Origin of the sequence: Mycobacterium sp. E1386, assembly GCF_001672745.1 — a bacterium.
Taxonomy (GTDB): domain Bacteria; phylum Actinomycetota; class Actinomycetes; order Mycobacteriales; family Mycobacteriaceae; genus Mycobacterium.
Window position 1 is genome coordinate 19,636 of sequence record NZ_LZKH01000178.1, and the last position, 12,780, is coordinate 32,415.

General features: G+C 70.2%; 13 protein-coding genes and 1 pseudogene. 7 read left to right on the top strand and 7 right to left on the bottom strand.

From position 1 onward, the window contains the following. Window positions 1-12 precede the first annotated feature (12 nt). Window positions 13-1,413, top strand: a complete 1,401-nt coding sequence (locus A5709_RS18405) for a mannitol dehydrogenase family protein (protein WP_068121432.1) — start codon at window positions 13-15, stop codon at window positions 1,411-1,413. Continuing rightward, window positions 1,410-2,801, top strand: coding sequence for an FGGY family carbohydrate kinase (locus A5709_RS18410; RefSeq protein WP_068121436.1), 1,392 nt, complete (start codon window positions 1,410-1,412; stop codon window positions 2,799-2,801). Before A5709_RS18405 ends, A5709_RS18410 begins: the two co-directional genes overlap by 4 nt. Here the strand turns inward: A5709_RS18410 and A5709_RS18415 are convergent. Next, window positions 2,798-4,288 carry a bifunctional phosphatase PAP2/diacylglycerol kinase family protein gene (locus A5709_RS18415; protein WP_068121438.1) on the bottom strand — a complete coding sequence of 497 codons (1,491 nt, stop codon included), beginning with the start codon at window positions 4,286-4,288 and terminating at the stop codon, window positions 2,798-2,800. The genes A5709_RS18410 and A5709_RS18415 overlap by 4 nt on opposite strands. Before the next feature lie 28 nt (window positions 4,289-4,316). Here A5709_RS18415 and A5709_RS18420 point away from each other — a divergent pair, with 28 nt between their 5' ends. Next, window positions 4,317-5,102, top strand: coding sequence for a hypothetical protein (locus A5709_RS18420; RefSeq protein WP_068121444.1), 786 nt, complete (start codon window positions 4,317-4,319; stop codon window positions 5,100-5,102). Here the strand turns inward: A5709_RS18420 and A5709_RS18425 are convergent. From A5709_RS18425 to A5709_RS18435, 3 genes are read right to left on the bottom strand one after another with little or no spacing between them, the layout of a single operon-like run. Then, window positions 5,078-5,749, bottom strand: coding sequence for a GAP family protein (locus A5709_RS18425; RefSeq protein WP_067947885.1), 672 nt, complete (start codon window positions 5,747-5,749; stop codon window positions 5,078-5,080). The genes A5709_RS18420 and A5709_RS18425 overlap by 25 nt on opposite strands. A gap of 10 nt (window positions 5,750-5,759) precedes the next feature. Then, window positions 5,760-6,431 carry a GAP family protein gene (locus A5709_RS18430; protein WP_068121449.1) on the bottom strand — a complete coding sequence of 224 codons (672 nt, stop codon included), beginning with the start codon at window positions 6,429-6,431 and terminating at the stop codon, window positions 5,760-5,762. A gap of 59 nt (window positions 6,432-6,490) precedes the next feature. Further along, entirely contained in the window at window positions 6,491-6,799 is a 309-nt protein-coding gene (locus A5709_RS18435) for a hypothetical protein (protein ID WP_067947845.1), read from the bottom strand. Between the two features lie 106 nt (window positions 6,800-6,905). Between A5709_RS18435 and A5709_RS18440 the strand changes: the two genes are divergently transcribed. Continuing rightward, window positions 6,906-7,133: a hypothetical protein gene (locus A5709_RS18440; RefSeq protein ID WP_066947520.1), complete on the top strand. Its 228-nt coding sequence runs from the start codon at window positions 6,906-6,908 to the stop codon at window positions 7,131-7,133. Between the two features lie 132 nt (window positions 7,134-7,265). Next, entirely contained in the window at window positions 7,266-8,708 is a 1,443-nt protein-coding gene (locus A5709_RS18445; RefSeq protein ID WP_156768096.1) for a glycosyltransferase family 39 protein, read from the top strand. On the opposite strand, the gene A5709_RS18450 is transcribed toward A5709_RS18445, so the two are convergent. Beyond that, window positions 8,709-9,539: a family 16 glycosylhydrolase gene (locus tag A5709_RS18450; RefSeq protein WP_067947840.1), complete on the bottom strand. Its 831-nt coding sequence runs from the start codon at window positions 9,537-9,539 to the stop codon at window positions 8,709-8,711. A 156-nt stretch (window positions 9,540-9,695) separates the two neighbouring features. After that, window positions 9,696-10,715, bottom strand: a complete 1,020-nt coding sequence (locus A5709_RS18455; protein ID WP_068121454.1) for an NADP-dependent oxidoreductase — start codon at window positions 10,713-10,715, stop codon at window positions 9,696-9,698. 56 nt (window positions 10,716-10,771) lie between these two features. Between A5709_RS18455 and A5709_RS18460 the strand changes: the two genes are divergently transcribed. Continuing rightward, window positions 10,772-11,449, top strand: a complete 678-nt coding sequence (locus A5709_RS18460; protein ID WP_068121459.1) for a DUF3060 domain-containing protein — start codon at window positions 10,772-10,774, stop codon at window positions 11,447-11,449. A 3-nt stretch (window positions 11,450-11,452) separates the two neighbouring features. On the opposite strand, the gene A5709_RS18465 is transcribed toward A5709_RS18460, so the two are convergent. Beyond that, a complete protein-coding gene (locus A5709_RS18465) occupies window positions 11,453-11,854 on the bottom strand; it encodes a hypothetical protein (protein WP_068121462.1) in 402 nt (133 codons plus the stop codon). 113 nt (window positions 11,855-11,967) lie between these two features. On the opposite strand from A5709_RS18465, the pseudogene A5709_RS18470 reads away from it, so the two are divergent. Further along, window positions 11,968-12,780 (top strand): annotated as a pseudogene (locus A5709_RS18470) (hypothetical protein); the annotation flags it as partial.

Below are 12,780 nucleotides of genomic sequence, written 5' to 3' on the forward strand. Positions count from 1 at the left end.
TAAGTTCCGGGAATGGAGCTGAGCGCGCGCAACCTGGGCGCCCTCAACATCCCCGTCCCGGCCTACGACCGAAGCCAAATAGGCGTCGGCATCGTGCATTTCGGCGTCGGCGGCTTCCACCGCTCCCACCAGGCCATGTACATCGACAGGTTGCTCAGCGATGGACTGGCCCGGGACTGGGGAATCTGCGGCGTCGGCGTGCTGCCGGGTGACCGGCGCATGCGCGACGTGCTGCGCGCCCAGGACTACCTCTACACGTTGGTCCTCGAACACCCAGACGGCACCCGGGAGCCACGGGTCATCGGTTCGATCGTTGACTTCCGTTACGCGCCAGACGATCCCGAGGCGGTGATCGAGCTCCTCGCCACCCCCACCACCCGCATCGTCTCGCTCACCATCACCGAAGGCGGCTACCGCCCGCCGCTGAGCGACGTGTTCCCCCTCGTGGCCGAGGGACTGAACCGGCGGCGGAAACAGGGCCTGCCCTCCCCCACGATCGTTTCGTGCGACAACATCGTCGAGAACGGGAGCGTGGCCCGGCACGCGTTCATGTCACGCGCCGAGCGGCTCGATCCCGCACTCGCGCAGTGGATGTGCGAGCACACCACGTTCCCCAATTCGATGGTCGACCGCATCACGCCGGTAACCACGTCCGACGTGATCGACCGGCTGGACTCCGAATTCGGCGTGCAAGACGCGTGGCCGGTGGTCGCCGAGCCATTCGCCATGTGGGTCCTCGAAGACCATTTCGCCGACGGCCGGCCCCCACTGGAGAAGGCCGGCGTCCAACTGGTCGACGACGTGTCGCCGTACGAGGCGATGAAGCTGCGGCTGCTCAACGCCAGCCATCAGGGGCTGTGTTACTTCGCCTACCTGGCCGGGTATCGGCTGGTGCACGAGGCCGCCCAGGACCCGCTGATCGCCGAATTCCTGGACCGCTACATGGAATCCGAGGCGATGCCGACCCTGGTGCGCGTCCCGGGGCTGACCGACTTCAAGGCCGGGCTGATCCCCCGGTTCGCCAACGCCTACGTGCGCGACACGGTCGCCAGGTTGTGCGCCGATTCGTCCGACCGCATCCCGAAGTGGCTGCTGCCGGTGGTTGCCGACAATCTGCGGCGCGGGGGCCCGGTGCGGCTGGCCGCGGCGATCGTCGCCAGCTGGGCGCGCTACGCCGAGGGCGTCGACGAAGAAGGCCGGCCGATCGAGGTGGTGGACCGGCTCGCCGACACCCTCGTCCCGATCGCCCGCTCCCAGCGCGAGGACCCGGCCGCGTTTCTCGCCAACCGTGCGGTGTTCGGTGACCTCATCGACCAACCCCGCTTCCTCGAGCCGTACCTGTGGGCCCTGGATTCGCTGCACCGGCACGGCGCGCGCGCCACGTTGCGGGCACTCGTCGGGGCCCGCGAATGACGCTGGTCGCCGGCATCGACTCGTCGACGCAGTCCTGCAAGGTGTTGATCTGCGACGCCGCCACCGGCGAGGTGGTCCGCGAGGGCAGCGCCGTGCATCCTGACGGGACCGAGATCGACCCGGCCGCATGGGAAGCCGCCGCCCGAGGGGCGATCGCGGCCGCGGGCGGACTGGACGGCGTCGAGGCCGTCGCCGTCGGCGCGCAGCAACACGGAATGGTGTGCCTCGACGAGGCGGGCCGGGTGGTGCGGCCCGCGCTGCTGTGGAACGACGTGCGTTCGGCCGACGCGGCGCGCGCGCTCGTCGACGAACTCGGCGGCCCCCACGCATGGGCGCAAGCCGTCGGGGTCGTGCCGCTGGCCGCGATCACGGTGGCCAAGCTGCGCTGGCTGGCCGACCACGAGCCGCGGCACGCGGACCGCACGGCGGCCGTCTGCCTGCCGCACGACTGGCTGACGTGGCGACTGCGCGACGACACCGACATCGCGGCGCTGACCACCGACCGCAGCGACGCCAGCGGCACCGGCTACTTCGATGCCGCGAGCGGCGCCTACCGCGTCGACCTGCTCGAGCTGGCACTGCGCGGCCGCCGCCCGCGGCTGCCTACCGTGCTGGGGCCGTCGGGCGCAACCGTAAGTGGCACAACCACATTCGGGGCAGGCCTCGGGGACAACGCGGCCGCGGCGCTGGGCCTGGGCGCCGAAGAGGGCGACGTCATCGTCTCCGTCGGGACGTCGGGGGTGGTCGCCGCGGTCACCGCCGACCCAGTCCGCGACGACGCCGGCTTCGTCGCGGGATTCGCCGACGGCACCGGGCGCTACCTGCCGCTGGTGTGCACCCTCAACGGCGCGCGTGTGCTCGACGCGGCCGCCGCGATGCTCGGTGTCGATCACGAAGCGCTGTCGGAGCTCGCGCTGGCGGCGCCGCCGGGCAGCGCGGGGCTGGTCCTGGTGCCCTACCTGGCGGGTGAGCGAACACCCAACCGCCCCAACGCCTCTGGCGCGCTGCACGGCCTACGGGTGGGGAACGCGAAGCCGGCCAACCTGGCCAGGGCCGCCGTGGAGGGGCTGCTGTGCGCGCTGGCCGACGGCCTCAGCCACCTCGCCACGCACGGCGTCGTCACCCGCCGCATCCTGCTGATCGGCGGCGGCGCCCGATCGCGGGCGCTACGCGAGATCGCCCCCGCGGTGTTCGGCGTGCCCGTGCTGGTGCCGGCCGCCGCCCAATACGTCGCGTTGGGCGCCGCGCGGCAGGCCGCGTGGGCACTGAGCGGATCGCCAAAACCGCCCGGCTGGCGCCCGCCCCGGACCGACGAATACACCGCCGGCCCCGCGCCCGAACTGCTGGAGCGCTATGCGCAGGTGCGGGACTTGACCGAGGGGTCCTAGACGCAGGGGCGGAATACCGGAAGCACCCGGTATTTGGCGGTGAAGCTGGCCTTCTCGTATTCGTCGCCGACCTCGCCGTCGCACGCGATGACCGTCGGGCCGTCGACCGCGACGAAGCTGAACTCCGGCACCTGCAGCTCGTGATAGAGCGGGCTGCGCTCCAACCGCCCCAGCGCGAGCGCGGTCAGGATCCTGGTCCGCGACCACCGCCGGCCCGCGTCGAGCATGCGCACATCGATCAGGCCGTCGTCCATCCGGGTCCGCCGCGACGGCGCGAACCCGGTCGGCAGGTACAGCGAGTTGCCTAGGAAGAACAGCGACGTCAGCAGCGTCTTGTTGTCGTACGAGATCCGGACGGGCTGGTCGTGACGCAGCGTGTGCAGCATCGCGTACAGACCGGCCAGCGGCTTGCCGATGCGCTTCTCCAGTTTCTCGCGCTGCTGCACGAAGGTCGGGTAGGCGCCGATGCTCGCCGTGTTGAGGACCATCTGACTTTCGTTCAGGCACACCAGGTCCACGCACGACACGCTGCCGCGACGGATCGCATCGACCGTCTTGGACACCGTCTCGCAGCCGATGTCCTTGGCGAAATGGTTGAACGTGCCGGCGGGAAACACCGCCAGCGGCAGTCCGGCCTCGATGGCCACCCCGGCCGCGGTCGCCACCGTGCCGTCGCCCCCGCCTACCGCAAGCACCTCGGCGCTCGCGGCGGCCTCGCGCAAGACCTCGGCCGGGTCGTCGTCTGGGCCCAGTTCCCGGATGTCCACCTTCGGCAGCGCCTCGCGTACCTCGTCGACGACGCGGGCCCCGGTGCCACTGCCCGACTCGGGATTGATCACCAGCACCACCCCGGAACCCTCGGGCCGTTCGGGCGTCTCGACCCGGAGCGGTTCGGTTTTGGGCAGGGCGGTCTCGACGATCGGCGGGACAAGCCGACCGCCCAGCACCGCCAGGCCCGCCCCGATGCCGAACCCGGCGACGACGTCGCCCGGGTAGTGCGCGCCGGTCGCCACCCGCGAGAGCCCGACCAGCCCGGCCAGCAGCGCCAGCCCGAATCCCAGCATCGGATTCTCCAAACCGACCCCCACGGCGAACGCGGCCGCGCTGGCGGAGTGCCCCGACGGGAAGGAGTTCGACGTCGGCCGGCGGCGGACCTGCCTGACCAGCGGCACCAATTCGTACCCGGGACGCGGGCGGCGGCGGATGCGTTTGGCGACCTGGTTGGTGACCAGGCTGGTGGCCGCCAGCGTCATGACGCCGCGCGTCGCGCCGCGCTGGGCGCTCGGCTTTCCCGAGGCCATCATGGCCGCGGCGATGGCGAACCACAGCTTCGAGTTGTCGGCCGCCCGGGTCAGCGGCGGCATGACCATGTCCAGCAGCGGGGTGTCGGTCTCGGCGATCGCGTCGAAGATCTCCCGGTCAAGGGTGCCGAGGCCCCGGGTGATCTGTTCGATGCCGCGCGCACGTCGCCTGGGCCGCCAGTTCATTCGCTACACCCTAAATTGGTTGGCGGACATGGACGCACCGGGCTACTTCGAGGCATGGCGGGACAACGCCGCGCGCCGCGGCGTGGCCCCGGCCGTCGTCGCGGAGATCGCCCGGCGGCACGCCATCACCCCGGACACCTTTCGGCCGCTCGGGCGGATGGCGGAGATCAGGGATCCGGCCGGCAAATCCTTCTTCCTGCTGCCCCGGGGCACCCGCGGCGGCGACGCCCGCGCGGCGGTGCGCAGCACCTACATCCTGAACGCGGGCACCGGCTACGGCAGCAACCGGGCGTGGCGCACCGATTTTCCCCCAACGCCCTACAGCCAGGCGGAAATCACCCGGATCATGTTGCGGCAGAACGCAAATCGCTGGACCTACACCCGCGACGTCGGGTTCGTCGACCGCAACGGCGGGCGCCTCGTGACGACGCCCAACGGCATCCTCATGGGCCTGGGCGGCAACTGGATCCAACGGCAGTTGTGCCGGCGGGCCGGCACCACGTGGGGCGACATCTTCATGGTCAACATCGGCGCCGTCACCGACCCCGCCGGGTGGCTTCGCCGCATCATCGAGTCCGGGCACGCCTGGTACGTGCACGCCGGCGGCAGGCCGGTGGAGAGCCGGCTCGACCTGGACCGGGTGCTGCACCACGAGGAGCGGCACTGCCGGCAGTGGGCGGCGAAGGGCTACGTGGGCATGCTGGCCGACTACGGCCGGGAGCTGGTCCGCGAATACGCCTTCGGCGCGATCAACCGGCTCGAGGAGGAGGCCGGCCTGACCGACGGCGGCTATAGGGCGTCGATTCCGTGGTAGAGCACCATCGCACCGATCAGGACCAGGACCGCCGCGAGCAGGGCGGCGTTGTTGCGGTCCATCCAGTCTTTGAGCTTGGCGAGCGTGTCGTCTAGACGGCTGCCGGCCGCAGCGTAGGCCAGTATCGGGATCGCGACGCTTGACGCCGCGATGGCGACGAAGAACGCGGCGGCCACCCAGTCCCCGGCGAGGCCGAGCCCGGCCGTGCCGATGCCCAGCCCGGCCGGGATGCAGATGAGCAGCACGTCGGGCCGCACCACGGCCAGCACCGCCCCCATGATCCCGGCCCGGGTCGGGGTGATGGTCGCGAACGAGCGCATCCAGGCCGGCGATTCGGCGTGGCCGCGCCGGTTCAGCCATTTGTAGACGCCGTACACGATCAGCGCCGACCCCAGCACCACGCGCAGCCAGGAAGACCACCGCGGCGGCGACTTGTCCAGCCCGCCGAGCAGGCCGGAGGCCGCGACGGAAAGCGCCGTCAGCGCGGCGAGGGTCAGCACCCAGCCGCTCAGAAACGCCAGGCCGGTCGGCCGCGGCCGCGGCGCCTGCAGCACCAGCACCGCCGGGATGACGGTGAGCGGCGACAGCGAGATGACCAGCCCAAGCGGAACGAGCCCCGTGAGCACGGTGCCCCAGCTACCTGCCATGCGCAGCAATCTACAGGGCGCGAATCCCGTTGTAGAGCACCATCAAACCGATCAGGACGAGGATGACGGCGAGCAGGGTGGCGTGGTTTTCCTCCATCCACACTTTGAGGCGTTCCAGCGCATCGTCGAGCCGATCACCGGCGCCGACATACGCCAGGATGGGGATGGCGACCGTGGACGCGGCGATGACGAGAAACAATGCCCCGGCGACCAGCTGGCCGGCCGCGCGAAGGCTGCTGCTGCCGATGGCCAGGCCGGCCGCCGCGCACATGATCAGCACCTCGGGTCGCAGCACCACCAGCACCGCCCCGGTCAGTCCGGCGCGTGGCGGGCTGAGTGTGGAGAACGACCGCATCCAGCGTGGCATGCTGCCGTGACGATGCCGGGTCAGCCACTGGTAGGCGCCCAACGCGATCAGCGCCGACCCCAACGCCACCCGCACCCAGGACGCCCACGTCGGTGGCGCCCGGTGCAGGCCGCCGAGCAGCGCCGAGCCGCTGACGAACACCGCGGTGAGGGCGGCCAGCCCCAGGACCCATCCGGCGAGGAAGGCGAGACTGGCCGGGCGCGGCCGGGGGGCGTGCAAGACCAGTACCGCCGGAACGACCGTGATCGGCGAGAGCGCGATGACGGCCGCCAGCGCGATGAGCTTGGTCAGTACCGAACCCCAACTTGCTTCCACGGGCAGCCATCATCGCATTGGCCCGACGTGGCCGCAGGGATCCGGCGTAAGCGCCGCCCTCAGAACGGCTTTCGACGCAACGTCCAGGCGGGCACCCAGTGCGTCACGGTCTTGCGCTGGGAGCCGTAGGCGACCGGGTAGGTCACCAGCCCCCACCAGTCGCCCTGCTCGCAGAGGCCCCAGCAGCTGAGCAGGCCCTCGACGACCTTGTGCAGTTGCAGCCCGTTGGGCTGATACCGCCCGGAGCGGTGTGGCTCACGCGGGAAGAGCACCGTCAGGTCCACCAGGACCGTGACCGGCGGACGCACCACCCGGAACGGGCTGCGGACCGGTTGCCCGTTGTACCCGATGGACGCGAACTGCCCCATCGATCGATCATACGTTCGAATGGTGGCGGTTTGCCGGATTCCCCGTTTTCGATCGCCCGCCCGGGCCGGTCGATATAGTCGGCTCAGCTAACAAGGGGAGGTCCAAATGAAGATGGCTTGCGCCGCTGGCCTATTGGCGTTTGCCGGGCTGCTCACCACCGGGGTGGGCGTGGCCAGTGCCGACGAAGTAGAGGTCGAGGGCAACTACTCGAGCCAGTCTGGCTGCGAGGCGGACGCCCCGCACGTCGAGATCACGCACAACGACCACCTGTACACCCATTGGGACTGCCGCCTGGGCTCCGACGGGTTCTGGCACGTCTGGCTGCTCAACTGACCCGAAGGTAGCCGACCGGCGACGGGCCCAGGGATCTGCTTCTGGCACCATAGCGACGTGCGGAACCCGCTTCGCCGCCCGTCGGCCGGGCTGGACCCGCTGCTGGTCGGGGTGCTCGCCGTCGCGGTGAGCATGGGCGGCGCGGGCCGCCCGTCTTTCTGGTATGACGAGGCCGCCACGATCTCGGCCGCATACAGTCGTTCCCTCGCCCAGTTGTGGCGGATGCTGGGCAATGTCGACGCCGTGCACGGCCTGTACTACCTGCTCATGCACGCCTGGTTTCAGGTTTTCCCGCCCACCGAGTTCTGGTCGCGCGCGCCGAGTGGGCTGGCCGTCGGGGGCGCCGCGGCGGGAATCGTGGTGCTGGGCAAGCAGTTTTCGTCGCGCACCGTCGCGGTGGCCTCGGGTGCCTTCTGCGCCGTCTTGCCGCGAACGACGTGGGCGGGCATCGAGGCCCGCCCCTACGCGCTGTCGATGATGGCCGCGGTGTGGCTGACGGTGTTGCTCGTGCGCGCCGCGCGCCGCGACTCCGGTTGGCTGTGGGCGGCCTACGGCCTCGCCCTGGTCTCGTCGATTGCGCTCGATGTCTACCTCGCACTGTTGGTCGGGGCGCACTTCACGCTCGTTGTGGTGTCCCGTTGTGGGCGAAGGGTTTTGCTGCGGTTCGCGATCGCGGCGACCGCCGGGATCTGCGCCATGGCCCCGTTCCTGGTGACGGTCGCCGGGCAGGCGCATCAAATCAGCTGGATCGCACCGATCGGTCGCCGGACGCTCGAAGACGTCGTGGTGCAACAGTATTTCGAGCGCAGCCCCCCGTTCGCCGTGCTGTCGGCGCTGGTGATCGCGGGGGCTATTGCGTTGTGGCTCAGCAAGTCCGCGCGGCCGGCGCGCGGCGATGGGCAGCTGCTGGCCCTCGCGGTCGCATGGCTTGCCCTACCGACCGCGGCCATCCTGATCTACTCGGCGCTGGTGCACTCGATCTACACGCCGCGCTACCTGACGTTCACCGCGCCGGGAATGGCGCTGATCCTCGGTGTCTGCGCCGCCGCGGTGACCACCCGGCCGTGGCTGACGGCGGCCGTCGTCACCCTTTTCGCCGTCGCCGCCGCCCCGAATTACCTGTTGGCGCAGCGAAACCCGTATGCCAAGTACGGAATGGACTACAGCCAGGTGGCGGATCTGATCGAGGGCCGGGCGACGCCGGGCGATTGCCTGCTGGTGAACGACACCGTGACGTTCATGCCCGCCCCGATGCGCCCCCTGATGGCGGCGCGCCCCGATGCCTATCGCAAGCTGATCGACCTGACGCTGTGGCAGCGGGCGACCGACCGCAACGACGTCTTCGACACCAACCTGATCCCCGAGGTCGTCGCCGCGCCACTCAGCCATTGCCGCGTGGTCTGGATCATCACGCAGGCCGACGAATCGATGCCCGCCCACGATCAAGGTCCGGCGCTGCCGCCCGGTCCGCGCTACGGGGCGACCCCCGCCTTCGCGGTGCCGCACGATCTGGGCTTCCGGCTCGTCGAGCGCTGGCAGTTCAACCTGGTGCAGGTGTTCAAAGCGACGCGGTGATCACCAGATGCGGATGTAGTCGACCAGCATGGACGCGGGGAAGGTACCCGCCGCCGGATCGCCGGCGCCGACCCCGCCGACGGCGAGGGTGAACATGGGCGTCATCCAATAGCCGGGGATGTTGAACGGCCACCGGAAGTCGTCGGGCGCGCCGCCGTGGACGTGGATGGGCTTGTTGGGGACCTTGAAGTACTCGGCGCCGTCCCGCGAGAACTCGAAACCCTCTTCGCCCCAATGCATCCGCCAGGTGTGCCAGCCGCCGTCGACCAGGCCGGGAATGGACTTCCCCTCCCAGGTCTTGCCGTTGGACGCCGCGTGGACGGTGGTGCCCGGGGCCCACTGCCCGTTGCCGTACCACTCGAAGATGTCCACCTCGCCGTCGGGCAGCGGGTCCTCGTTGACACCCCAGAACGAGGGCCACAGGCCGGGATACAGGCAGTCGAGCTTGATCCGCGCTTCCCAGGTCTGATTGATCATGCTCCGGAAGTTGCCGCGCAGCTTGCCGCTGTAATAGGTGTTGTTCAGCAGATCGTGGGTGGCGCACAGGACCAGGTTGGAGTGCCCGTCCTGGAACACGTTTTGGCGGTCGTCGCGGTAGATGCCCTCGACCGGCGGGAAGACGTCGTCCTGCCAGGTCTGGATCGTCCACTTGCCGGGATCGGGAGGCGAGCCCGCCGGCCCGTCGAACTCGTCGGCGAAGATGTACGGCCCGCCGGGACCGGCCGACGGCGGCGCCTGGGGCGCCGACGGGGTGGCCCAGGCACCGGGCAAGCGCATCGCAGCCCCCAGCATGCCGAGCCCCGACATCAACATCATGCTGCGACGATCCATCTACAACCCACCAATCGTGAAAGCCGTGTTCCGACCTAGCGCGATACCCCGAAGCAACCTTTGCAAACGGTGTTATGAAACCACGCGCCGGGGTGCCACGCAGCGCACACCCGGCTCGTGGCGCGCAGTTTCTCCCGTGCCAACCACGCGCGATGCTCAGCGGGAAGCCGGTTCGCTGAGCTTGACCAGCGTCTTGCCGATGTTGACCCCGGTGAACAGGCCGTTGAGGGCGTCGACGCACGATTCGATGCCGTCGAAGATGGTTTCCCGGTGCTTGAGCCGGCCCTCGGCCTCCCACTGCCGAAGCGCGGCGAACGCCTCGTCGAAGCGGCCCCACTGGTCGAGGGCGTTGAATCCCTGCATCAAGGCGGTCTTGGACAGCAGGTTCACGTAGTTGGCCGGCCCGGGGTGCTCGCCGGTGAGGTAGCTGGAGATGACGCCGCACAGCACGACGCGGGCGCGCGGGGCCAAGCGGCCCAGCACCGCGTCGAGGATCGGCCCGCCAACATTGTCGAAGTAGACGTCGACGCGCCGTGGGCAGTGTTGCTTGAGTGCCGCCGCGAGGTCGTCGTTCTTGTAGTCGATGCACGCGTCGAACCCGAAGTCCTCCACCACCGCCCGGCACTTCTCCGGCCCGCCGGCGATGCCCACCACCCGGGCGCCGGCGATCTTGGCGATCTGGCCCGCCACCGATCCCGTGGCGCCCGCGGCCGCCGAGATCACCACCGTTTCCCCTTCCGTGGGCCGGCCGATGTCGGTCATTCCGAAATAGGCGGTGGCGCCGGTGGGCCCGTAGACCGACATGATCGCCAGCTGGTCGTCCTCGCCCGGGATGGGCGTGCTGAACAGGTCGTCGCGGATGATCGCGTACTCGGAGAAGCCGGTCAGCGTGGTGACGACGTCGCCGACCGCGTAGGCATCGCAGCGCGACGCGACCACCTCGCCGATCCCGGCCGCGCGGATCACCTCGCCCAGCTGCACCGGCGGAAGGTAGCTCGGCTGGTCGTCCAGCCACGTGCGGGCGGCTGCGTCGATCCCCACATAGGTGGTGCGCAGCAGCGCCTCCCCCTCCGCCGGTTCGGGTGCCGGGGTGGTGACCAGCTCCGTGTCACCGGGCTGAACAAGCCCCGTGGGGCGGCGACGCAACAACACCTGACGGTTCGGCAACTCGGGCACGAAGCAGAAACTACCGAACCGCCCGAAACCAGCCGCGGGAATGGCATATTCAACCGATGGCAGCAAACGACGACCCGGAGGAGCGGATCCGGGAACTCGAGCGCCCGCTCGCCGAGGCGGCGCGGGCATCCGAAGCGGGTAGCGCGCAGCCCGCCGGCCCGGCTTATTCGCCCGGACCGGCTGGCCCTCCGCCGCCACCGCCCGCGTGGAGCTATGGCGGCCCGTTCCCGGGCCCGCCGCCGCAACGTCCCTCGGGCAATCGCATGTGGTGGATTTTGGGCACGGTCATCGTCGTCGGCATGCTGGCTCTCGCCGGCGGCATCGCCGCCTTCGCGGCACACCAGCTGTCCGGTGTGCGCTCGATCATCAGCTCGCCGCCGACCATCACCAGCATCTCCCCGGGCGGCACCTCACCGTCGGCCACTCGGACCAAAACGCCCAGGCCGTCGACGTCACCTGCGCCGGCGCCGGGCGACGAGATCAGTGTCTCCGGGGTCGGCGAGAACCGGACCATCGCCTGCAACGACAACATCGTCGTCGTCCGCGGGGTATCGAACACCGTGGTGATCACCGGCCACTGTGCGAGCCTCACCGTGTCGGGCATGCAGAACCAGGTCACCGTCGACGCCGTCGACAGCATTCAAGCGTCCGGCCTCAACAACAAGGTCACCTACCACTCGGGTGCGCCGAAGGTCAGCAACGCCGGTAGCGCGAACGTCGTCCAGCAGGGCTGAGCCTCAGGAAGGCTCGCCGGGTTCCTCGTCGGGGGAATCGTCGTCGAGGACGCTGACCGCGATGCCGTAGGGCAGGAACCGCACCTTGCGCTTGGGGTCGACGTTGTTCTTGTTGGCCCGCAGCGCGTCGAGCTCCGTGGCATAAACCTGTTCGACGTGCGCGCCGCCGTTCGCGTCCACCGTGTAAATGGCCCAGACACCGTCTCCGGCCTCGCCGGTGGTCTCGGGCTGCTGGCGGGGGCGCCGCGACAGGTCGTCGAAGAGCGACGACCACCCGGTCCGGGCTCCCGGCGCCGCGACAAACTTGCTGACCCGCTCGAACATGTCGCGCAGCCCCTCGCTGCCCTCTCGGATCACTCGATCGAACTCGTCGGGATCAAACCCGAACGCACCGTATTCGCCCACGCGACCTCCTCGCCGCTCATGCCGTCACCGCCCAGTGTGCGCGCACTCGCGGTCGTGCGCCATTCCCTTACGGCGGCGGGGGCGGCGCCGGCGGGGTGATGGGAATCGGCACCGTGACGAACGGGAAATGCAGGTACATCGTGACCGGCGGCGGCGCAGGCTCGGCGACCGCCGGGGCGGTCGACCAAGTGCTTGCGGCGATCGACGGCACCCGGGAAGGTGCGCTCGCGGGCGGCTACCACTTGGTGTCGACCGGAGTGACGTGGACGGATCCCGCAGGGGTCGGCCCCCTGCGGGATGCGATGGGCCGCCACGGCATGGGCAACGTCATGCTGGTGTCGCCGCTGCTGGCCGCGGCCGCGCTGGCCCAGACGGTCGGGTCCGCCCTGGACTACGCGCACATCGCGATGCTGTTCGTGGAGCCCGAGACCGCGACGCTGGCTGTCGTCGACGTCACCGACGGTTCCATCGTCGACCTGCACCGCCGGCAGCTGGCAGACGCCCGGCAAGAACCGCTCGCCGCCGAGTTGGCGACGATGCTGGCCGGTCTCAACTCGCGGGGGGCGCGGGCGGACGGCGCCTTCCTGGTGGGCTGCGGCACGGACATCGTGGGGATCAAGCCCGCGCTCGAGGCCGCGACCCCGCTCGTGGTGGCCGCTCCGGAGGAGCCGGAGATGGCGCTGGCCCGTGGAGCGGCGCTGGCGTCGGCGAACGCGCCGCTGTTCGCCTCGTCCACGGCGGCCCTGGCATACGCGCTCGACCCGGGCACCGGGGAAGTGAGTCCCCGACCGATCGGCCCGACGTACCTGGACGTATGGGGCAACACGACCGCCGACGCGCTGGCCTACAGCGCCGTCCCCGACGAGGACGACGTCCCCCCGCGCAGGCGCAGGCCCATGTTCCTCGCCGGCAGCGCGCTGGCCGGG